Source organism: Nostoc sp. LEGE 12454 (genome assembly GCF_056620565.1).
This window is the reverse complement of the sequence record NZ_JBWQXL010000070.1, coordinates 1-22,717: the sequence shown is the minus strand read 5'-3', so window position 1 is coordinate 22,717 and position 22,717 is coordinate 1. Positions and strand designations below refer to the sequence as shown.

Genomic DNA, 22,717 nt, shown 5'->3' with positions numbered 1-22,717 from the left:
TATTCGTTTGGCATCCGGGAAATGTCTTTGTGGGCGGTGGCTAGGTAACTTTACTATCACGGAGGAATGTCTGCTGGTAGGTGTTTTTCAGTTTACCTGCAAACAACACCAATTAGATAGCTAGGGATGCGTACCTGTAAAGTTGTTCAGTCACCGCAGCTTTTAGAGAGTATTTATACAGTGGAAGCTAAAGCACTAAACTACCTACGTAAATCTCAAAACAGTGATGGCGGCTGGGGTCATCAATTAGGTGACGAAAGCGATGTTATTAGCACCTCATATACCTTAATTGGTCTAAGTAGCCTTGGTGATACCGAAATATTGAGACAAGGTGTACATTACCTGATCCTCCAACAGGATGAAGAAGGGAAGTTCGTCTCTATACCAGACCAAGCAGCTCCCCGACCTATCCCCTATGATGTCCCTATTCTCACCTCCATCTTCGCACTACTCGCTCTTAAATACACTGCCGCCGTTATCAGAGAATAATATAATATGCAAAAGAACCATGTGAAAGTTGCTGCCTTAGATATTGACGGAACTCTTTACCCTGGTGCTTTAGGACTTCAGTTACTACAAGCATTGGCAGCAAATGGTATAAGTGATAAATCAAAAAGCAAGAATGTCTTTGAAGTAGTTGAAAAATATCGCCTCAATGAAATTGACTTTCAAACCATGTCAACTAGTGCTTATACTCTTTATGCAGAGGCTATTGCAGGTATTTCACAAGCTGTAATGCAGCATATTGCTAATCAAGTATGGTTGCAAGAGCGAACTAAGCTATTCGCTTTTGTGCCAAAACTTATCGACATTCTTAAAAGTCAAGGATACTCTATTGTATTAATTTCAGGTAGTCCGGATGAAATCGTCTGTTGTCTAGCTCAGGAGTTTGGCATCTCAAAATACCAAGGCTCAATTTTTGCAACTTACCAAGGTAAGTACACTGGAAAAGTAAATCTTTTGTCAGGATCTCTCGGCAAGAAATATTCTATTTTTTTACAGATGGCAAAAGATTGGAAAGTAAATTTGGAAGAATCCCTTGCCATAGGTGATTCAATAACTGATACGCCATTGCTTGAGATTGTTAGCAAGCCCTTAGTGTTTGAACCTCATCCATCATTAATGTTGCTTGCACAACAGAAAAGTTGGCTGGTTACTAACCGGAATGATATTGTCAAACATGTTATGGAGTTAGGAAACACCTAAAACTAAGGTATTGCACAAAATAGAGATAGATCGCGATGCTCTTGATAATAGTGTCCAAGTACTCATTTGGAACCTGCAATGCAATGCTTAACCAGTCCTTTCCCTCATTGCGTTTGTTTTGGCACCCAGCTAAAGCTTCCCCTACTTGCGTTGTAACGGTATTTTTCCTCTTCGCCTCATTGCGACAGATGTTGATAAACAGGCCCATAGAATTGTCGCTCGATCCTGCACAGGTTCCTTTACTCACGCGCTCGCTCCCGACGTATATTGTCAATTAGCTAGTAGCTACCCGTGCAGACAAAGAAAATACACCAAATGCCCGAAAACGCAACAAATCCAGATAATCTATCAAGAAACTAAGCGAAACGATGGCATTAGTAACTACAAATTCAACTTTGCAAATTTATGGCTACTCAATCACAATCTCAAGTAACAGAGCCTTTATGGCATAAAATTATCCGACTTTTAAGATGGGAAAAACCGGCAGGACGGTTAATTCTAATAATTCCAGCGCTTTGGGGTATTGTTTTGTCAGGCAAAGGAATGCCATCAATAGCACTTGTTAACCCGATCATTTTTTTTGCTTTAGCCACTAGTGCTACAACTTGCGTAATCAACGATTTGTGCGATCGAGATATTGATGCACAAGTAGAAAGAACGCGTGAGCGTCCTTTAGCTTCGGGTGCGCTTTCAGTTTCGGTTGGGATCGCAGTTGCCCTAATCTGTTTGGTTTTGAATGGGATACTGGCTTTTACTCTTAAACCACTTTCGTTCTGGTTATGGGTTGGAACAATTCCGGTAATTATTTTATACCCATTGTCTAAACGGATATTTCCAGTTCCCCAGTTATTACTGGCAATAATTTGGGGTCTTGTAGTTTTGACTAGCTGGACTGCGGTGAATGAGCAGATAGAAACTACTACTTGGTTGCTGTGTAGCTCAACTGCCCTGTGGGCTGTGGGATTCGACACCATTTACGCTATGTCTGACCGCAAGGATGACCAGCGGATTGGCGTTAAGTCCAGCGCTCTGTTCTTTGGTAAGTATGCTCCTGTTGCTGTTATGATTTGCTATGCAACTGCTGCCTTACTATTGGGTTTGCTAGGCTTTTATATGCAATTGCAACTGAGTTTCTGGATTAGTTTGATAATTGCAACTATTGCTTGGATTTGGCAGTTTATACAATTGCTTGACTCAGAACTTCCAAATACTGCCTATAATCAAATGTTTACTCAAAATGTCTGGATTAGCTCTGTATTACTTTTTGGGATGATTTTCGGTTTTTTAAAATTATAAATTGAGGAACTTAATAAGGACGCGCTCCAGAAGAAACGTTTACTCGATGAAATACATTTTTTTTTATTTCATAAATATTAGGTATTTTTACTATTTTGGTTGATTTATCCGTGGATACATATTTTCCCAAATTCTAATTTATTGCTCGGATTCAATCAATTAATTAGTGAAATGAATCAATTTAAACCCTGTTATGCTTCTGGACAATTTCACTTAGTTACTACTTGGTAACTAACGCCGGAGAGTGACAGAAGAGGGGTATTCCGATTCGCTAGAGGAGACAGTCAAAAGTCTGTTGCAGTTATTGGGGAAACTGAATCGGCCTTATTTGACGGCTGTCGAAGAGAAATTGTTGAAGCTTCTGGAGTTGGAATACCAGAGAAGATAACCTCTAAACAATTTTGGCAATTTGGCATCCAATGTCTTTGGGTTGCAGTTTCAATGGAGATATCACCACAACGGGACATTCAAGAAGTTGTACGAGGGATAGGGCAAAACTTTCCGCTTCTGGTGTCCCGTGCTACGCCAGTTGTCAAATGAGTGCTGTAGAAACGCTCAACATAATTGATACAGCGCTCAACAGAGTTCAGTTAAGGCTCTACAACTGGCTAGAAATGAACAAAACCAAATAGAATCTCAAAAATGAAAAATGTAGATAGCTGGATTGCTGTATAGTTTGGGTTATGCCAGATTATCCTCTCAAGAGTTGCTCTATGATTGCTCTACCTGGTATTGTTATCCAAAACAAAATATACGAAAGTTCTAATTCTCTCGTGTACCGGGGCATCAGAGACGATGGAGTAGCGATCGCCGTAAAAATGCTAAAGCTTGATTATCCCTCACCTGTTGAACTAACCCGCTACAGACAGGAATATAAAATTACCCGTTCCCTTACAGTGGAAGGAGTTGTCAAGGCATACAGTCAGCAAGACTATCAACGCACTCTGGTGATTCTCTTAGAAGATTTTGGGGGAGAGTCCCTAGAGCAATGGATGCACAAGCGCCCAGATATCTTCTGCCCCATGCCTTTATCCCAATTTTTAAGTCTTGCAATCGCCCTCACCGATATTCTAGGCAAAATCCATGCAGCCAATGTCATCCATAAAGATATCAACCCTGGAAACATAGTCTTTAATCTGGATACTGGCGTTGTCAAAATTATTGACTTTGGAATTGCCACCCAATTTAACCGCACGAATCCGACTTTCAAAAGTCCTCATATTTTAGAAGGAACCCTCGCATACCTATCTCCAGAGCAAACCGGGCGGATGAACCGTTTGCTCGATTACCGGACTGATTTCTACTCCCTTGGCGTGACATTTTACGAACTGCTAACTGGACATCTGCCGTTTCTCACAACGGATATACTTGAACTAGTCCATTGTCATATTGCCAAACAGCCACCTTCACCTCATGAAATAAATACAAAGATTCCCAAACCAGTTTCAGATATCATTCTCAAACTGATGGCGAAAAATGCTGAAAATCGCTATCAAAGTGCCTGGGGCATCAAAGCGGATTTAGAAATCTGTGCTGAACAATTAGAAAAAATCGGTCAAATCTCTAGCATTAAACTGGCGCTTCAAGACGTTTCTGAGCAATTTCAAATTCCCCAAAAACTGTATGGACGGGACAAGGAAGTTGCAATGTTACTGGCGGCATTTGATCGCATAGCGTGTCCAGAGTCAAATCGCGTTGCTTCTTTACCAAACAATTCAGAAACAACTTCACCAAGCGAACAAAAAGGCAAACCAAAATTCCAAGTCGAAATGATGTTGGTATCTGGCTACGCTGGCATTGGGAAATCTGCGTTAGTGCAAGAAATCTATAAACCAATTACCCAAAAACGCGGTTATTTTATCTCTGGTAAATTCGATCAATTTGGGCGCAATATTCCCTACAGCGCGATCGCAGATGCTCTGCAAAAATTGGTACGGCAATTACTTAGTGAACCAGACGAACAAGTGCAACAGTGGCGATCGCTCTTACTTACAGCTTTGGGAAACAACGCACAAATCATCATTGACATCATCCCAGAAGTTGAATTAATTATCGGCAAGCAGTCGCCTGTACCATCCGTGGGAGCAACTGAAGCTCAAAATCGCTTTCATCGAATCTTTAGGCAGTTTGTGCGGGTGTTTTGTTCAGAATCACATCCCCTGGCGATATTCTTAGATGATTTGCAATGGATAGACTCAGCAACGCTGAATTTAATTGAGTTGATGCTGCTGGATGAGCAAGCCCAATCATTATTTTTAATTGGAGCTTATCGAGATCATGAAGTAAATCCAACGCATCCATTAGCATTAATGCTAGAGAGACTGCGAAAACAAGGGGTAGTGCTTCAGGAAATTATCTTAGCACCCTTAACGCTGGACTCGTTGAATCAGTTGATTGCCGAGACGCTGCATCGGAATGCAGACATCGTTCGTCCCTTAGCTGAGTTAGTTTTGCGTAAAACTGAGGGCAATCCGTTCTTTGTCAATGAATTTTTGAGAATGCTGTATAGCGAGAATCTGCTGACATTTGATGCTGAACACTTATGCTGGCAATGGAACATAACTCAGATTCAAGCCCAAGATATTACTAATAATGTGGTGGAGTTGATGCTGAACAAGTTGAAGAAACTGCCAGAAAATACACAGCAAATTCTTCGGTTAGCTGCTTGCGTCGGCGCTGAATTTAATTTAAATACTCTATCGATTGTTTGCGATCAACCACCTGAAACGATTTTTCAAGATTTACTAACAGCCATACAAGTTGGATTAATTCAACCACTATCTGAATTAGATGAAAACTTGTTAATTCAAGAGTATAAGTTCTTGCACGATCGCGTGCAGCAAGCCTCATACACCTTAATCGATGAGTCGCAAAAACAAATTGTTCATTTACAAATTGGTCGCAATCTCCTCGGAAAAATTTTGCCAGAGAGACTCTCAGACCGACTGTTTGAAATTGTCGATCATCTTAATCATGGAATTGAGCTTGTCACAGATCAACTAGAACGCAATGAAATTGCTAGATTAAATTTAATCACAGGACAGAAAGCAAAAGCTGCGATCGCCTATAGTGTGGCTCAAAACTATTTAGCCAGAGGTAGAGCATGGCTAGCAGACTCCAGTTGGCAAACTAACTATGAGCTGACCTTAGAGTTATATACAGAAACAACAGAAGTCGCGTATTTGTGTGGCGAGTTTGAGCAGGTAGAATCCTGGGCAGTGGTTGTTCTGCAAGCAGGCAAAACGGTTCTCGACATCGTGAAAGTTTACGAAGTCAAAATTCAAACTGACATCGCACAGAACCAGCTATTAGAAGCAATTAACACTGGATTGCAAGTTTTGCAGCAATTGGGAATCAGTTTTCCTGAAACGCCAACTCAGTCAGACATTCAGCTTGAGCTAGACGCGATCGCATCACTCATTGGCGAGAAGCCAATCGAGGACTTGCTCCATTTGCCAGAAATGACCGAACCGGACAATTTGGCGGCGATGCGAATCTTATCAAGCATCACGATCGCTGCCTATGTTGCGGCTCCTGATTTGATGCCTCTGCTTGTGTCTAAACAAGTAAACTTATCAATTCAATCTGGTAATGCTGTTGTATCTCCCTTTGCCTATGCTTTTTACGGATTAATTCTTTGTGGAACGAGTGGGAACATTGAGATTGGGTACGAGTTTGGACAACTTGCGCTAAATCTATTGTCACAGCTTAATGTTCATTCTCTTAGAGCTAGAACATTACTCATTGTGAATAACTTTATTATTCATTGGAAAGAGCATATTAGAAACACAACCCAGCCCTTGCTAGAAGCCTACCAAAGAGGTTTAGAAGTTGGAGATTTAGAGTTTGCTGCTTATTGTGCTCATTGTTATTGCTTCCAATTCTACGCAGTTGGAAAGGAACTCGTAGAAGTTGAGCGGGAGATGACGAAATACAATGAAGCAATTCGTCAAATCAAACAGAAAACGGCGCTAACCTGGAACCAAATATATCAACAGGCGATCGCAAATTTGATGGGTTTTTCGGTCAACCCAACTCGTCTAGTTGGCGAATTCTACAATGAAGAAAATGGATTGCCACAACATGAAGTAACAAATGATGGAACGGCAACCTTTGATGTCTATTTCCATAAACTTTTCCTGTGCTACCTATTTTCTGAGTATGCTCAGGCAGTTAAAAACTCAACCATAGCAGAACGTTATTTAATCCGAATAACAGGCACACCTGTTGCTCCTTTTTACTATCTATATGATGCGCTGGCAAGACTCGCCATATACTCTGAAAGCAGCCCTCAAGTGCAGGAGGAACTTCTCAAAAAAGTTACGGTTAGTCAGGAGAAAATGAAGCAATGGTCACAGTATGCGCCAATGAATTGTTTGCATAAATATCATTTGGTGCAAGCAGAGACGGCACGAGTTTTGAGTCAGTGGTTTGAAGCAGAGGAATTTTATGAACAAGCAATTCAAGGAGCTAGGGAAAATGAATATATCCAGGAAGAGGCGTTAGCTTATGAATTAGCTGCTAAACATTATCTGGTGCGAGGTCGGCAAAAGATCGCCCAAACCTACATGAAAGAAGCTCACTACTGTTATGAACGGTGGGGGGCAACTGCGAAAGTCAAAGATTTAGAAACTCGCTATCCGCAGCTATTTCCTGAACAGTCGAGCGTGGCTTCTACACCAATCTGCACTACTGCTGAAACCACTTCTAATAGCTCACACATCGCTTTTGATTTAACGGCAGTAATGAAGGCAATTCAGGCGATTTCGAGCGAAATTGAACTAGATCAGCTGCTCCGTTCCTTGATGAAGATATTAATCGAAAATGCTGGCGCACAAACAGGTTCTCTGATTTTAGAAAACTCAGGAAAATGGGTGATTGAAGCGTCTAGTGAACTTAATGAGGGTGAGAATGTCTATGCTACACAAGTGCTGCAATCTATCCCAACTGCAAATTATCTACCTGAATCAATTATTAATTATGTTATTCGTACTCATGAATCTGTCATCTTAAATGATGCTACTCGTGAAGGTAACTTTATTAATGAGCCATATATTCAACAGAATCAAACTCAATCGATTTTATGTTTACCTCTGCTTAATCAAGGTAAGCTAGTGGGCGTGTTATATCTAGAAAATAAATTAGCGGCTGGAGCATTTACACCAGAACAAGTCTCCTTCACTGCGGGAGGCTGCGCCAACGGAGACGCTACGCGATCGCAAGTTCTGAATCTACTTTCTACTCAAGCAGCGATCGCAATTGAAAATGCCAAACTCTACTCGAAACTACGCGCTAGCGAAAGTCAGATAAATCAATTTCTAGAAGCGGTTCCAGTGGGAATTGCAGTCTTGGATGCGACTGGTCGCCCTTACTATGTCAATCAGCAGGGAATTGAGCTGATGGGTAAAGGCGTTGATCCTACCGTGACATCAGATCATCTTGCAGAGGTTTATCAAGTTTACCTGGCTGGAACGGATCAAAACTGTTCCCCTGAGAAGATGCCAATTGTCCAAGCGTTGAAAGGCGAACGTACAAGAACGGATGATTTAGAGATTCACCAAGGCGAGACTATTATTCCCATTGAGGCATGGGGAACGCCAATCTTTGACGAACATGGGAACGTGGCTTACGCGCTCGCAGCCTTTCAAGACATCACAGAGCGTAAACAAACCGAACATCTCTTAGCCAATTACAACCGCACCTTAGAACAACAGGTAGCCCAACGAACGGCAGCTTTACAGCAAAGCGAAGCAGAATTGCGCCATCGGGAACAGGAATTACGACTGATTGCCAACGCTCTACCAGTTCTGATCGGCTATGTAGATGCCAATCGATGTTATCAATTCATCAACCATACATATCAGGTCTGGTTTAACCGTAGCCGCGATGAAATTCTGGGCAACCCTGTTCGCCTAGTTCTCGGTGAGGCGGTTTATCAACGGTTTGAGCCGTCTATTAATCAGGTGTTTACAGGGCAAACGGTATCTCTAGAAACAGAGATCCCTTTTCCGCTTGGCAAGCGATGCCTCAATGCGACCTTGATCCCTGATTTCGATGACAATGCTCAAGTGAGAGGCTTCTACAGCCTCATGACAGATATTAGCGAACGCAAACAAGCAGAAGAAGTGTTGCGTCAGTCCGAGGCTCAATTTCGGGAACAGGCAATCCTCTCCGATTTTCGCGCTGATGTGGATAGTGCCTTGGCTCAAAGTGCTAGTTTGCCCTTAATACTGCATCGCTGTGCCCAAGCCGTTGTTAAGCACTTTAATGCGGCATTTGCTCGGATTTGGACGCTAAATAAAGACAATAATGTTTTGGAGTTACAAGCCAGTGCGGGGATGTATACCCGTCTTGACGGTGAATACAGTCGAGTTCCTGTAGGTAGCCTCAAAGTTGGACGAATTGCTCAGGAACGCAGTCCTCTGTTGACTAACAATGTGTTTGATGAATCATCCATTGATAAAGAATGGGCAAAACGAGAAGGCATGGTGGCATTTGCGGGCTATCCGATACTGCTGGATGAGCAGCTTGTTGGAGTTATAGCGATGTTTACTCGACATCCCATTCCGTCGTCCAACTTTGAGGCGTTGGAGTTTTCAGCCCGCGAGATTGCATTAGGAATTAGACGCAAACAGGCAGAAGAAGCGTTGCAAGCCTCCGAAGCAGAACTTCGGGCGCTCTTTTCAGCAATGCCCGATCCGCTCTTGGTAGTAAATGCAGAAGGGCGGATTTTGAGAGCAACCCTGATCGAGTCAGAGAAATTATCTAACCCGATTGACGAACAGGTGGGTCGAACATTTTCCGAAATTTTTGAGCGATCGCAAGCCGATACATTTCTTGTCTGTATTCGGCAAGCATTAAGCACTCAGCAGCCCTTAACGGTTGAGTATAGCTTGATCGTAGGAGGGTGGAAAACCTGGTTTGCAACTCGCATCTCGCCCATCTCAGAACATTCTGTCATTTGGCTAACAAGAGATATCACCGATCGCAAACGAGCCGAAGAAGCCTCCATTCTAGAAGAGCGCAATCACATGGCACGGGAAATTCACGACACTTTAGCCCAAGCGTTTACAGGTATTATCATTCATGCTCGTTCTGCCTCCAAGAAGGTAACGGCAGACCCAGAAAAAGCGCAAACTCTCCTCACTCAGATCCTCGACTTAGCCCGTTCTGGGCTTGCGGAGGCACGTCGTTCAGTAGAGGCACTACACCGCCCATACCTTTTAGAGAGCAGTAACTTACAGGATGCCTTAAGCCGTCTTGCTGCTGAATTAAACTCCTCAATCGCAATCCAAATCGTCTACGAAGTCATAGGTACGCCCTATCCCCTATCCTCCGATCTGGAAAATAATCTGTTTCGGATTGGGCAGGAAGCTTTGACAAATGCAATCAAACATGCTAACTCAAGTGAAATCCACATTGAACTGATCTATGAACCGACCCAATGCAGCTTGCGAATTAAAGACGATGGGCAGGGATTTAATGTAGAAAAGCAGGCGATACAGAATGGCTTTGGTCTACTGGGGATGGCAGAACGGGCTGAACGTATTAGAGCCGAATTAAAGATTCAAAGTGACTTAGAGCAAGGGACAGAAATCGCGGTATCTATTAATCGGGGGTTAAGTCAGCATGAATCAGCCTAGTAGCATTCGCGTTCTGGTTGTGGACGATCATCCTGTTGTCCGCCAGGGTTTGATCGGAATGTTAGAGGAGGCTCCAGATATTGTCATTGTTGGTCAGGGGCGAAATGGGCATGAGGCGATCGCAGTTTTTCAGCAACAGCAACCTGATGTGACTTTGATGGATTTACGGATGCCTGAGATGGGAGGTGTTCAGGCGATTACGGTTATTTGCAATGAGTTTCCCAATGCCCGAATTATTGTGCTGACCACGTATGACACCGATGAAGAGATTTATCGAGGATTACGAGCCGGGGCAAAGGGTTATTTACTGAAGGACTCTGAGCCAGAGGAACTATTGACAGCAATTCGGACAGTGAGCAGGGGACAACAGTATATTCCCCCTAACGTGGCTGCCAAGCTAGTCCAACGGCTGACTGCTCCAGAACTGAGCGGTCGTGAGTTAGAAGTTCTCAAGTTAGTCGGACAGGGCATGAGCAACCAGGAAATTAGCACTGCTCTAAATATTAGTGAAAGTACAGTGAAGACTCATATCAACCGAATTTTAAGCAAGCTAGATGTCAAAGATCGCACCCAGGCAGCCATTATTGCGTTGAAACGCGGAATTGCTAGCTTGTGAACTACCTACACTGACCTAACGGTAAAGTTTAGGCTTCCCAATTCATTGGGGATTGCCTCGACCTTCGTGGATTTTTTACGTCCTGAAGATTTTGGTCTTACATCCCCTCCAAGGGCAGAAGAGCTAGTTCCTAACTCCAAAAGTCGCAAACCTTCATTTCTAATATTTGTTGCAGCGTTTTATGTCTTATTAAATCATAAGTAACAACAACAACAACAGCGTAGCTGATATGAAGTTTTATCGCTACGCTGTTGTCATATATATACGAATTAATCATTTAAGTCTATAATGTAAACATCGATATTCAGGGTAGGTGAGGATGAAAGTCCAAAAAGGTATCCTCCCAGACACCGACCGTCAGGTTTGGATGGTGCTGGATGACAATTATTTGCCTATTGAGCCAATCCAGAAGTACCTGCATTATCTAGACAGCGTAGGGCGTTCTCCAAACACGATTCAGACCTATACCCATAACCTCAAACTGTTCTGGGAGTTTTTACGGGATTCAAAGTTAAATTGGCTCGAAATTGATTTAGAGCAGCTATCAAACTTTATCCACTGGTTGAGAAACCCTAACTCCGGGGTTTTATCTGTTCAGCCACAGGTTTCTAAACGCTGCGAGAAGACTATTAATCATTGCCTGACAACTGTTTGTGGGTTCTATGAGTTTCAAGAGCGTATAGGGGCAACTGAAGGGGTAGAGGTTTATCGCTATCAATTGCAACCAGGACGTAAATACAAGTCTTTTTTACACCACATTAGTAAGGGTAAAGAGGTTAAGACACGACTATTAAAAATCAAAGAACCAAAGACATTCCCTTGTAAAGATTGCAATCGTAAGTATGTTCTTAATCCTCATGGGCGAGATGATTTAGATTTTTTAAACAACATAAATTGTAGATGGTGTGGGAGCAAGAACTTTGTACGGTTTGGTATAAGTAAAGCAGGAAAACAGCAATGTATCTGTAAAGACTGTGATAAGCAATTTACTGTGGGGGCAGAAAGACCTGATGTTCTTATTGCTCCTGAAAAGTTTGACTTTAATCACGATGTCTGGACAGCAGACCATTTAGGTTATGAAAGAGGTATTCACAAACATTACAAACTTAATTTTGCTTACATAGAACAACCTTGGCTTAAAAAGTACTTTAAGAAGTTTATATTTTATTTATGTAGTACTCGTTTAGCTTTCAGCACATTAATTGGTAAAGTTGCTGAGATTAATGTTTTCTCTAGATTCTTAACAAAGATAGGATATAACCAAGAATTTAAAGGAATTAATAGAACCTTAATCCTTCAATATTTTGCCTACTTAAAAACTAATGGATACTCATATTCACAGCATATACATTGTATATCTACAGTAAAAACATTCTTTGAGACGGGGATTCTTAACAACTGGTTCCAAGTTGAACCTGCTCTGATTAGACCTGAAGACTGGCCACAAGAGCCAAAAAGACTTCCTCGGTTTATTCCAGAAGAAGTTATGAGACAGCTTAACCAACATTTAGATAACTTGCATGAACCTGTAATGCGAATGCTTTTGGTAGATATAGAGTGCGGTTTTAGAATAGGAGAGTTATTAAGACTAAAGCTAGATTGCTTAAAGTCTAATGAAAAAAGCGGCTGGTATATTCAATATCAGATGCACAAGATGAATAAAGAACATACCAAGCCAATAAGCAATGAATTAGCAGAAGTTATTAAAGAACAACAGGCTTATATAAAGCAACTATTTGGCAATAGCTTTCCTTACTTATTTTGTGGTAGGGCAAGACAACACAGCAAGGAGTTTATACCTGAAGCTAAATTGATGACTAGTACTTCTTTTATCAACAATTTAAAAAGACTCGCTCAACAATCTGAAATTAAAGACCAGTCGGGTAAATTGTGGAATTTTCAAACTCATCAATTTAGGCATACCGTTGGAACTCGCATGATTAATGCTGGCGTTCCTCAACATATTGTGCAACGTTATTTAGGGCATGAATCGCCAGAAATGACGATGGTATATGCTCATATTTTTGATGAAACTCTTAGAAAAGAGGTTGAGAAATACCACGAGTTGAGAGTAGTTAATTTTCAAGGTGAAACTGCCGAACTAGATGAAACGATACTGTCCAGTAATGACGACTTGGAATGGTTCAAGAAGAACGTACAAGCCAGAGCATTAGAGCATGGTTATTGTGCTAGACCCAAGGTATTGGGTGATTGTGATATTCCCGGTTTTGATGGTTGCTATAACTGCCCACACTGGAGAACTAATAAAAACTTCATACCGATTTTAAAAGACACTTTAGAGCGTACCAACAATGTTTTAGAAAAAGCTCAAAACTGTGGTTGGCAGCTACAAGTTCATAAAAATACGCCTATCAAAGAGAACTTAGAGAAAGTCATTAAAACTTTGGAGGCAGACAATGACTAATAGAAAGATAGAAGCTTTACAAGAGGCAGCAGCACACAAATCTAAGGAATCAGCAGAACGTGTAGAGAAAGCACTTGAGAGGATGATAAAACAGGGTCAGGTAATTAGTTTTAAATCTGTTGCCCAAACTGCTAATGTCTCTACCGCTTACTTGTATAAGCAGGAAGATTTGAGGAGTAGAATTGAAACTCTGCGCGACCAGCAGAGGCAAAGACCTAAATCTAAACAGGCTCCACTGGCATCGGACAATTCTAAATCCGTAATTATTTCCACCTTGAGGGAAGAGAACAAGAAATTACAAGCAGAAATAGAAGGGCTACGCAGAATTAATGAGGGGTTAGCTGGTAGGGTTTATCATCTACAAGGTGCTGATGATTTAGCAGAAAGGTTCAAGGTGGAAAATGCAGAGCTAAAAAAACAACTAGATGAATGTCGCAGTCAAACCCCTTCTGCGCCACCACAAGATGACCCCAAAGTAACATCAATAGACAAGAAACGATCTAAAAAAACTGGGGGCAGCGATAGCGTTAAATCTGAACTAGATGCACTAAAAATAAAAATAAGTACAACTCTGTCAAAGTTAATAGAACAGGTTCCAGAGGAGACAGTACTAAAAGCGATTAATACGCTCAAAGAAGCTTTATCCACTACCAAGGTACGCAATCCAGCAGGGTTTTTAGCAGAAGCTATCAGAAATACTTGGATACCCAATGAAGGGTATGAAGAGAAAGCAGAACTGGATATTTTTAAAGAATGGTTTCCAGTTGCTAGGTCAGAAAAATTAGTTATAGCTTCAAGAAAAATTGAAGGAGTGCTACACATTTGCACACCTGAAGGAGAATGGATTCCTTTTGAAGAAATGGTTTCTCAGTACCCACTAGAAAGTTTGAAGACCAAAATAGTTGATTCATAGCGTCAAAAAATTCTATTTTATTTCCATTCTTTAAGAATTAGTATAAGATTGTTTAGAAATTTACGGCAGACTGAGTTTGATGTTTGAAAACTGTGAAGAAATTACCTCTTGCTTAAAACAGGGGCCAGAACAACAACAAGTTGTTGGGCCTTTAGTAAATCACTTGCGTCAAATTGGATACGATTTAGACCAGATTATTTTTGGACGTAGTGAGTGGCAAGTCCCTAAAAATCCTTCTCAAGCATCCAAACGTGAAAAAGGACAGAAGTTTTTAGGATTCCCATGTGACATAGTAGTTTTTGATTCTTCTGTGAATATAAGTGATTATCGTTATTTAAAAATTATTTTTGAATGTAAAGCTCCTAATGAAGATGCTGGAAGTAATCAATTAGAAATTCTTTTAGGATTAGAACCTCACGCTCAACTTGGAATATGGGCTAATAATCCAGAACCATCAGCAAAATGTCTGTTTATATATAAAACCAGTTCAGGTTTAATTCGCCAATATGCAACTATAAGTGAAATACCACAACCAGGTGATGAACTATTACCAAAAGTTGAAAGAGTTGCTTATGAAAACCTTATTGAACCTAGCACTGATGTTTTAAAAAAAGTTATAGAGGATTTGCTTGACCATATAGTTACAAATGATAGTAATGTAACACGTAGAGAAGATCAATTAGATCAGCTTTGCAATCTGATATTGTTAAAATTACAAAGTGATCTCAAAGGTAGGGTTTCTCCAACAGAGGTATTAGATTTTTTTCCACAATCTAGTCCAGAAGAAACTGCCAATAAAATTAAACGAGATTTTCAAAGATTAGTTAATTTATATCCGGGAGTTTTTCCTTCTGCTCAAGATAAAGAATTGCGTTTAACAAATGCTTCGATACATAGATGTATTACTGAATTATATAGACTTCGTTTAATTGGAATTAGTGCTGAAACAATCTCTACAGCATTTCAAGTATTACGTGCAGCCGCGCTAAGACAAAAGGAGGGACAATATTTTACTCCACAACCAGTAATACAAGCCGCAGTTAAACTAATGGAAATACAGTGGGACGATGTGATAATCGATCCGGCTTGTGGGACTGGTGGTTTTTTAATAGAGTGTCTACAGTATATGCAGTCGAAACATCACAATCAATTGGCTGAAGTCTCAAGATGGTCACAAAATCATATTTTTGGAATTGATAAAGATTCTGTAGGTATTAAGCTAACTAAAGCAATAATGCAAATATTGGGAGATGGATCTGCCCATTGTGCTAGAGGGGATTCAATTCGTACTTATTTATGGAATACTGACTTTCCACAACTTTCTTCTGGTAATTTTGCAAATGAAAGATTTACAGTAGTTTTGACAAATCCCCCTTTTGGCTCCAATTTAAAAGTACCTGCTGCTGATGCTAGAAAAGCTGGTTTAGATATTGCTTGTGCAAGGAATGGAAACTGGGAGGATACTGAAACAGGTTTAATTTTTTTAAACCGCTCTTGGCAACTTTTAATGCTAGGAGGAAAGTTATGTATAGTTTTACCTGAAACATATTTTTTCTCTTTTCAATATGCTTTCATACAACAGTGGCTAAAAAGAAAATTTCGCCCCCTTGGTGTTGTAAATATACCTATGGAAGCCTTCCAAGGTTTTTGTCGTGCGAAAACTAATCTATATATTTTTGAGAGGATCTAAATTTTATGGCTCTACCATCTTGGGCACATGAAGGCTCGATACTTTTTTTAAATCCTAAAACTTGCGGTATTTATAAAAATGGAGGGCCACGATATAAAGTTGATACTGCTGGGCAAAGAACTGATGAAGTTGACAATCAATTGTTATATAATGTAAACGAAATATTGGCAGGAAAATTACCGGAAGGTGCTGTTCGGATATCAAATTTTAAATGCAAGGAAATAGGTATTTTAGTTCCAACCTATTATGATCCAAGATGGGATAAGGATTTTGATGATTTTTTGAAATCTGAGCAACTAGATGAAATTACGCTTGGAGAGTTAGAAGAACAGGGCATTATTAGCATTTCTGGTGGTCATGGTAGTCCAGGAAATGACCAACGAGTGGGGGAAGTACCTTATATTAAGGTTTCTGATATACGAAATTTGCGTATAAATATTAATCCTACAAATATGGTTCCATTCCCATTAGCAGAAAAACTTTGGGGAGAGACAAACAGTGGACTTCAAGCATGGGATCTTATTACACCTAATCGTGCAAGTAGTAATATCGGTGAATTTGCTATGCTACTTCCTGGTGAAGAAGATATTGTTTTAACAAAAGAAGTATTTGTTATACGAATTAAATCTCGTTTGGAGCAAGGATGGAGTCCTTTTTATCTAATGTGGGCTTTTTGTCTTACATCTGTTCGTAAACAATGGAAAAGAATAGCTTTAATGCAGACTAACAGAGAAGATGTTAGTAGCAGGTATAAAGAAATTAGATTGCCTTTCCCAAAATCAGAAGAATATGCTTATGAAGTTTCATGGGGATTTCAAGATTATTTCAAATCAATTGCTGAGTCAAAACAACAGTTCATAACTCTACTCGAAAATTCTAAATTCTCTTATATTCCTAATATTATGAGAGTAAATTCTATAGCTGAAGATTTAGACATAGATGAGTAAAAGGAAAAGATTTAGTTTGAAGTTGAACCTAAACATAGACTTGTACAATTATGTGCTTTATTTAGCTACCAATAGCTTACTTTCATTTACCCATGCAAGAAACCCACTTCAGGGCTGCCAAGGAACTACTACTCTGCTAGGTCGATTGTTGAAAAAATAATAGAGGAGTATGGTGAATGAACAACGTTGTAGAAAATGACAACAACGTAAAGAGACTGTATAGTAAACGTTGTAGACGTTGTAAACGACATAACGCATTGATATCCCTATCATGTTGTTTGTTGCAGTGTGGACAATCTACAAACCTTACGCCCAATGAATCATATCCTTTTTGCAGCATTGGGATAGGTAGTAGAGTCTCGCTACAAAGCTGTGACGATGGGAAAAACCGACCTATTTCAATATAGGTATGTCCGAACTTCTCAGCTTTATATTTAAGTATGGTTTGAAACATTCCCCACCCCTGGTCACTGATAGCTTTTGCCAGGTTGGGATTTATGACCATGTTCTTAACTGCCAAATCTTCTACACAAATAACTTGGTTTTCGTATGCTATTTTGCGAGATAGCTTGTGTAGAAAATCCTCTCTAACTCTAGCTATTTTACTAGAGATTTTTGCAACTAGCAGTTTAGCTTTACGACGTTTGTTTGAAGTTTTATCTGTCTTTTTAGCTAATTTTTTCTGTTGACGTTTTCTATTTTTTTCTAACTTTACTAATTGTTTTTTGGGAAGGTCATATTTAGAGCCTTCCGAAGTTATAGCAAAGTTTTTCAATCCCAAATCAACACCAATAGCATCTCTAATTGCAACTACTGGCTTATCATTCTGATTGAACAGAATAGAAGCATAGTATCTACCATCAGCATTTCTCGATATCGCTACAGTCGTGAATTTAGCTAATGGTAGCTCTTTATGAAACACGGCTTTCACTCTTCCCAAACTACCGGGAAACTTAATCACAGAATCCTGTGGTATTAGTTTCACGTTTTGAGGATATTGAATCGATTGCTTACCATGCTTAGATTTAAAGTTAGGGAATTTAGCACGACCTTCAAAGAAATTGACAAACGCACTAGAAAGATTAAACGTCACTCGTTGCAATACTTGACTATACACAAGTCCCAGCCATTCATATTCCTTCTTCAAAAGAGGAAGCAACTTATCCATTGCTGTTTTAGAAAGACCTTTTCCAGTTTCTTTATACGCAGTAGTAGTGGCATTAAGCATATAATTCCACAACCATCGGGTATTACCAAAACATTGAGCTAGATAGTTTTCTTGCTCATCATCTGGATAAATTCTAACTTTAACTGCTCTATACATGGTGAGACCAGTTGGTGATGTTCAGTGTGAGCCTTCTTGCTGTTTAAGGTAAAAGCAAAGATGGTACTTCTGCCTGGGTTAACCATCATATTTTAGTCTCTGACGCAATCAAACCTGAGTTTGATTCGTTCTACTCCCTCAAATTGACTCATCCTCAATCATTTTGTTGATTAAAATACAGACCCGGAATTGACGACAAGCCTAAGCAAGTCTCATACATTAAACTCATACAAACAATTATAGGCTTGAGGGGAAGAAATTTCAGAGTGCAGACGATGAATCTCTTTTCCTCAAAGATTTAGAATGAGCGATGTTATTCCTGACGACCCTTGCGGTAACTGCGAAGCAGAGCGCAATCAATTAGTTGTACTTCCTTCTGAGCAAGACCATCGACAAGGATCGTTGAATGCTTGCGTTGTGCTTGTTGAGTATGGGGATTATCAGTGTCCCCAATGTAGTGAACTTTATACCTCAATTCAGGCAATTCAACGCCAGCTTGAGGCGACCTTATTCGGGAGAGATTCTCTATGCTTTGTATTCCGACATTTTCCTCAGCCTCAAATCCATCCTCAAGCTCAAAAGGCAGCAGCAGCGACAGAAGCAGCAGCAACACAAGGGCAGTTTTGGCAGATGCACGAGATGCTATTGAAGCATCAGCAAGAGCTAGAAGATGGGTATTTAGCAGAATACGCTGACAATTTAGGGCTTGATGTAACTCAGTTTATTCGAGACATTGCCCAAAAAGTGTATGTCGATCGCATCAATCAAGACATTGCCAGCGGAATGGATAGTGGGGTAGTTAGCACTCCAGCTTTATTTATCAATGGTGTGCGTTATAGAGACGCTTTAGAGCTTAAGCCACTACTTGTTGCGATCGTTGCAGCTTCTCATGGCTAGTATTTTCGTCATTGAAGAAGGCAGAAGGCAGAGGGCAAAGGGCAGAAGGTTTACATCAGTTGGGGATTCCGACCCTTCCTGAACAAGAGCCACTGAATAAGAATTCAGTGAGGGCCTTAAACCCTTGTTCCCAACTCTTGGAGACGCTGCGCGAACGGTCACAGCAGAGGTCAGGAGTCAGAATTCCCTTCTGCCTCCTGCCTCCTGCCTTCTGCCTTTCTTCAATAAATGGACTAACGTGCGCGAACTGCCCTAAATGAGGAATCTGATTGATGAGCAGTCTTCTCAAGCAAGTTGTAGCTCAAGTTTCCAGAACGGTACCATTGCAGACGGTTTTGATTGTGCCGTTTGTGCTGCAAACTTTGGTGACAGTCGGCTTAGTGGGGTATTTTTCCTTCCAAAATAGACAGGAAGCCATCAACGATCTCACCAGTCAACTGCGGCGCGAACTGACGAACCGGATCGAAGGCAAACTACAAACCTATACCGAGATACCCCATAACATCAATCGGCTCAATGCCAGTACCTTCGCTCAGGGAAAAATTGACCCTAGCGCAGTGAAAGGTGAGTTTCCACTCTGGCAGCAAATTCAGATTTATCCAATGGTGAGTGATATCTACTGTGGCGATCGCAAAGGTTCTCTTCTAGGGGTGCGACGTAGCCCTGCCGATCGCTCAATTGAACTGCGGTCGAGTAATGTTGCTACAGATCGTAAACTCTACGGCTACAGCCTCGATCGCAATGGTCAGCGAGACCAGTTAATCAGTCAAGGCAACAAAGCCTTCGATGCGCGGGTTCGTCCCTGGTATAAAGCAGCAGTGACGGGAGGCGAACCAAGCTGGAGTGGAATCTATGCCGACTTTGCTAGCCAGTTGCCAACGATCACCGCCAGTACGCCTGTCTATAGCACTGCCGATAGATCGCTGTTGGGAGTCTGTGCCACCGATGTATTTCTGCCTAATGAGATGAGCCGTTTTTTGGCTAGCCTGCAAATTGGCAAGACAGGCATCGCCTTTATTCTAGAGCGATCGGGGCAACTGGTTGCCACCTCCACCGGAGAGGCGATCATAAGTCCTGGGGCGGCAGCAAATCGATTGTCCGCAGTTGAGAGCCGTAATCCTACCGTGCGAGCTACTACTGCCTATTTGCGCGAGCATTTCAGCGATTTGTGGCAGATCCAGGCTGCGGAACAGCTTGATTTTAAGTTCGATGGCAGGCGGCAGTTGATTCAGGTGATGCCATTCAAAGATACTCGTGGGCTAGACTGGCTGATTGTCACGGTGTTGCCTGAATCCGATTTCATGGCCAAGATTAATCAAAGCATCCGCACGACGATTCTGCTTTGTATTGCGGTTTTGCTGCTTGGCATTGCGATCTGCATTTTGATTGCCCGATGGATCGCTAAACCGATTGTCAGCGTCAGTCAATCGGCAAAAGCGCTAGCAGACGGTGCATGGAATCAGACGGTAGAAATTGAGCGATCGGGCGATTTGGGCGAACTGGCTCGATCGTTCAACCAGATGGCACAGCAGCTTCAAATCGCATTTGCCAAAATGGAGTCTTTAAACCAGACCCTCGCCCAAAGTGAAACCCGCCTCCAGAAAATTTTAGAGTCGGTTCCGGTAGGAATTGTAGTTATGGATGCAACAGGTCGCCCTTATTACGCAAATCAGAAAGCAATCCAACTCTTGGGCAAGGGCGTGCTGCCGTCTGTCACCCCAGAGCAAATTGCCGAGGTCTATCAACTCTATGTGGCAGGAACCGATCGCCCCTACCCAACCGAACAACTGATGATTAGGCGAGCGCTAAACGGCGAACAGGGCAGTGTGGATGATATCGAAATTCACCAGGGAAATCGCATCATTCCGATCGAAAGTTGGGGAACTCCAATTTTTGATGAGTCAGGCAACATTCTGTATGCGATCGCAGCCTTTCAAGACATCACCGAACGTAAACAAGCAGAGAAGCTTTTAGCAGAATACAATCGCACCCTAGAGCAACAAGTTGCAGAACGAACGACAGCATTGCAGGCAAACGAAGCAGAGCTACGCGGTGTCTACGAGGAGCTTCGCTTACAGGAGCAAGAATTACGACTGATTGCCGACGCTCTACCCGTTCTGATTAGCTACGTCGATGCCAATCGCTGCTTTCAATTTATCAACCGTACATATCAGGTTTGGTTCAACCGTAGCCGTGATGAAATTTTGGGCAACCCTGTTCGCCAACTGCTCGGTGAGGCGGTTTATGAACGGGTTGAGCCGTATATTAATCAGGTGTTTACAGGGCAAACTGTCCCTCTAGAAGCAGAAATCCCTTTTCCTGATGATAAGCGGTGCATCAGCGCGACCTTTATTCCTGATTTCGATGACAATGCTCAGGTAAGAGGATTCTACAGTCTCATGACAGATATTAGCGATCGTAAACGAGCTGAACACACTTCTATCTTAGAAGAACGCAACCGGATGGCGCGAGAAATTCATGATACACTAGCTCAATCTTTCACAGGTATTCTGCTTCAAGTTGGAGCAGCAACACAAGTGCTGGCGGATGACCCAGAAGCAACCCAAGTACATCTGGAAATGATTGATGAACTAGCACGCGGTGGGCTAGCAGGGGCACGGCGATCCGTATCAGCACTCCGTCCGCGGCTACTAGAAGAAGGTAATTTAGAGAGTGCCTTGCATCGTATTGTGGCTCAAATGCGATCGACGACCGACACGGCTCTGATTTGCAAAACTCAGGGTATAGCCTATTCCTTACCAACTGAAGTGGAGAATAACTTACTTAGAATTGGGCAGGAAGCATTAACCAATGCAATTAAATACGCTGATGCTGGCGAAATTCGGGTTGAGTTAGTGTACAACGAGACACAGTGTATCTTACGGGTTAAAGACGATGGCAGGGGCTTTGGAGTAGGTAGCACTCCTTTGAACGGTGGGTTTGGCTTATTAGGAATGAGCGAACGGGCAGAGCGCATTGGCGCACAACTAACGATTCAAAGCCAACCGGGACAGGGAACAGAAATTATGGTGATAGTTGGGGTGTAGGGTGTGGGGTGTGGGGTGTGAGTAAGTTGGAGTCCCTGGTTGACGTGACTTTTGAAACCGTTAATTACAAGTGTAGGGTGTGGGGTGTGGGGTGTGAGTAAGTTGGAGAGTTACCGCGATCTGGAGGTTTGGAAAGTATCGATGCGATTAGCAAAGCAGGTTTATCAGGTAACAGAGGTAATGCCAAAGCATGAAATCTATGGATTAACTTCGCAGATTCGTAGAGCCTGTGTTTCTGTGCCTGCCAATATTGCTGAAGGGTATGGACGAAATCATCGTAAGGAGTATCTTCAGTTCCTCGGTATCGCCAATGGAAGCCTCAAAGAGTTGGAAACCTTGCTTCTTCTTGCAAATAATTTGAATTACATTGATGACATTACTGAATTAATGAGTTTATGTGACAGTACAGGACGCTTACTGAATCGTCTGCGTCAAAGCCTTCAAAGGGGGATAGACAATTGACTTCTCCACACCCCACACCCCACACCCCACACCCCACCACTACGATTCGAGTGCTGATTGTTGACGACCATGCCATAGTCAGAAAGGGTCTAGCAACCATCATTAACCGCGATCCAGAAATGACAGCGATCGCTCAAGCTGAAGATGGGCAACAAGCGATCGACGCGTTTCGAGAATACCAACCTGATGTCACACTAATGGATTTACGAATGCCCAAAATGGGAGGTGTTGAAGCCATTATGGCGATTTGT

At 41.8% G+C, this 22,717-nt stretch carries 14 protein-coding genes; 13 read left to right on the top strand and 1 reads right to left on the bottom strand.

Annotated elements, in window-relative coordinates:
• Positions 1–126: 126 nt before the first annotated feature.
• From AC1F2U_RS32840 to AC1F2U_RS32800, 9 genes are all read left to right on the top strand, one after another.
• Positions 127–489, top strand: a complete 363-nt coding sequence (locus tag AC1F2U_RS32840) for a hypothetical protein (protein WP_480264947.1) — start codon at positions 127–129, stop codon at positions 487–489.
• A gap of 6 nt (positions 490–495) precedes the next feature.
• Positions 496–1,206 carry an HAD family hydrolase gene (locus AC1F2U_RS32835; RefSeq protein ID WP_480264946.1) on the top strand — a complete coding sequence of 237 codons (711 nt, stop codon included), beginning with the start codon at positions 496–498 and terminating at the stop codon, positions 1,204–1,206.
• A gap of 405 nt (positions 1,207–1,611) precedes the next feature.
• Positions 1,612–2,502, top strand: coding sequence for a 4-hydroxybenzoate solanesyltransferase (locus AC1F2U_RS32830; RefSeq protein WP_480264945.1), 891 nt, complete (start codon positions 1,612–1,614; stop codon positions 2,500–2,502).
• A 713-nt stretch (positions 2,503–3,215) separates the two neighbouring features.
• A complete protein-coding gene (locus AC1F2U_RS32825) occupies positions 3,216–10,145 on the top strand; it encodes an AAA family ATPase (protein WP_480264944.1) in 6,930 nt (2,309 codons plus the stop codon).
• A complete protein-coding gene (locus tag AC1F2U_RS32820) occupies positions 10,132–10,761 on the top strand; it encodes a response regulator (RefSeq protein WP_480264943.1) in 630 nt (209 codons plus the stop codon). Before AC1F2U_RS32825 ends, AC1F2U_RS32820 begins: the two co-directional genes overlap by 14 nt.
• A 367-nt stretch (positions 10,762–11,128) precedes the next feature.
• Positions 11,129–13,186 (top strand): tyrosine-type recombinase/integrase, encoded by a 2,058-nt coding sequence (locus AC1F2U_RS32815; protein ID WP_480264942.1) that lies wholly within the window; start codon positions 11,129–11,131, stop codon positions 13,184–13,186.
• A complete protein-coding gene (locus AC1F2U_RS32810) occupies positions 13,179–14,099 on the top strand; it encodes a DUF6262 family protein (RefSeq protein WP_480264941.1) in 921 nt (306 codons plus the stop codon). Before AC1F2U_RS32815 ends, AC1F2U_RS32810 begins: the two co-directional genes overlap by 8 nt.
• Before the next feature lie 79 nt (positions 14,100–14,178).
• Complete coding sequence (locus AC1F2U_RS32805) at positions 14,179–15,789, top strand: HsdM family class I SAM-dependent methyltransferase (RefSeq protein WP_480264948.1); 1,611 nt, start codon at positions 14,179–14,181, stop codon at positions 15,787–15,789.
• Positions 15,790–15,794: 5 nt separating this feature from the next.
• Positions 15,795–16,736 (top strand): restriction endonuclease subunit S domain-containing protein, encoded by a 942-nt coding sequence (locus AC1F2U_RS32800; protein WP_480264940.1) that lies wholly within the window; start codon positions 15,795–15,797, stop codon positions 16,734–16,736.
• Between the two features lie 136 nt (positions 16,737–16,872).
• Here AC1F2U_RS32800 and AC1F2U_RS32795 read toward each other — a convergent pair whose 3' ends face one another.
• On the bottom strand, positions 16,873–18,060 hold the full coding sequence (locus AC1F2U_RS32795) for an RNA-guided endonuclease InsQ/TnpB family protein (RefSeq protein WP_480264939.1): 1,188 nt from the start codon (positions 18,058–18,060) through the stop codon (positions 16,873–16,875).
• A 303-nt stretch (positions 18,061–18,363) separates the two neighbouring features.
• Here AC1F2U_RS32795 and AC1F2U_RS32790 point away from each other — a divergent pair, with 303 nt between their 5' ends.
• From AC1F2U_RS32790 to AC1F2U_RS32775, 4 genes are all read left to right on the top strand, one after another.
• A complete protein-coding gene (locus tag AC1F2U_RS32790) occupies positions 18,364–18,957 on the top strand; it encodes a DsbA family protein (RefSeq protein WP_480264938.1) in 594 nt (197 codons plus the stop codon).
• Positions 18,958–19,229: 272 nt separating this feature from the next.
• Positions 19,230–22,004, top strand: a complete 2,775-nt coding sequence (locus AC1F2U_RS32785; RefSeq protein ID WP_480264937.1) for a PAS domain-containing protein — start codon at positions 19,230–19,232, stop codon at positions 22,002–22,004.
• A 51-nt stretch (positions 22,005–22,055) separates the two neighbouring features.
• Positions 22,056–22,466, top strand: coding sequence for a four helix bundle protein (locus tag AC1F2U_RS32780; RefSeq protein WP_480264936.1), 411 nt, complete (start codon positions 22,056–22,058; stop codon positions 22,464–22,466).
• Positions 22,463–22,717: response regulator (locus AC1F2U_RS32775; protein WP_480264935.1), on the top strand; the 255-nt coding region annotated here is incomplete at its 3' end. The genes AC1F2U_RS32780 and AC1F2U_RS32775, both read left to right, overlap by 4 nt.

Coding starts and splice junctions, on each gene's coding strand:
- AC1F2U_RS32840 (WP_480264947.1), top strand. CDS start 127: ATGCGTACCTGTAAAGTTGTTCAGTCACCGCAGCTTTTAGAGAGTATT.
- AC1F2U_RS32835 (WP_480264946.1), top strand. CDS start 496: ATGCAAAAGAACCATGTGAAAGTTGCTGCCTTAGATATTGACGGAACT.
- AC1F2U_RS32830 (WP_480264945.1), top strand. CDS start 1,612: ATGGCTACTCAATCACAATCTCAAGTAACAGAGCCTTTATGGCATAAA.
- AC1F2U_RS32825 (WP_480264944.1), top strand. CDS start 3,216: ATGATTGCTCTACCTGGTATTGTTATCCAAAACAAAATATACGAAAGT.
- AC1F2U_RS32820 (WP_480264943.1), top strand. CDS start 10,132: ATGAATCAGCCTAGTAGCATTCGCGTTCTGGTTGTGGACGATCATCCT.
- AC1F2U_RS32815 (WP_480264942.1), top strand. CDS start 11,129: ATGGTGCTGGATGACAATTATTTGCCTATTGAGCCAATCCAGAAGTAC.
- AC1F2U_RS32810 (WP_480264941.1), top strand. CDS start 13,179: ATGACTAATAGAAAGATAGAAGCTTTACAAGAGGCAGCAGCACACAAA.
- AC1F2U_RS32805 (WP_480264948.1), top strand. CDS start 14,179: ATGTTTGAAAACTGTGAAGAAATTACCTCTTGCTTAAAACAGGGGCCA.
- AC1F2U_RS32800 (WP_480264940.1), top strand. CDS start 15,795: ATGGCTCTACCATCTTGGGCACATGAAGGCTCGATACTTTTTTTAAAT.
- AC1F2U_RS32795 (WP_480264939.1), bottom strand. CDS start 18,060: ATGTATAGAGCAGTTAAAGTTAGAATTTATCCAGATGATGAGCAAGAA.
- AC1F2U_RS32790 (WP_480264938.1), top strand. CDS start 18,364: ATGAGCGATGTTATTCCTGACGACCCTTGCGGTAACTGCGAAGCAGAG.
- AC1F2U_RS32785 (WP_480264937.1), top strand. CDS start 19,230: ATGAGCAGTCTTCTCAAGCAAGTTGTAGCTCAAGTTTCCAGAACGGTA.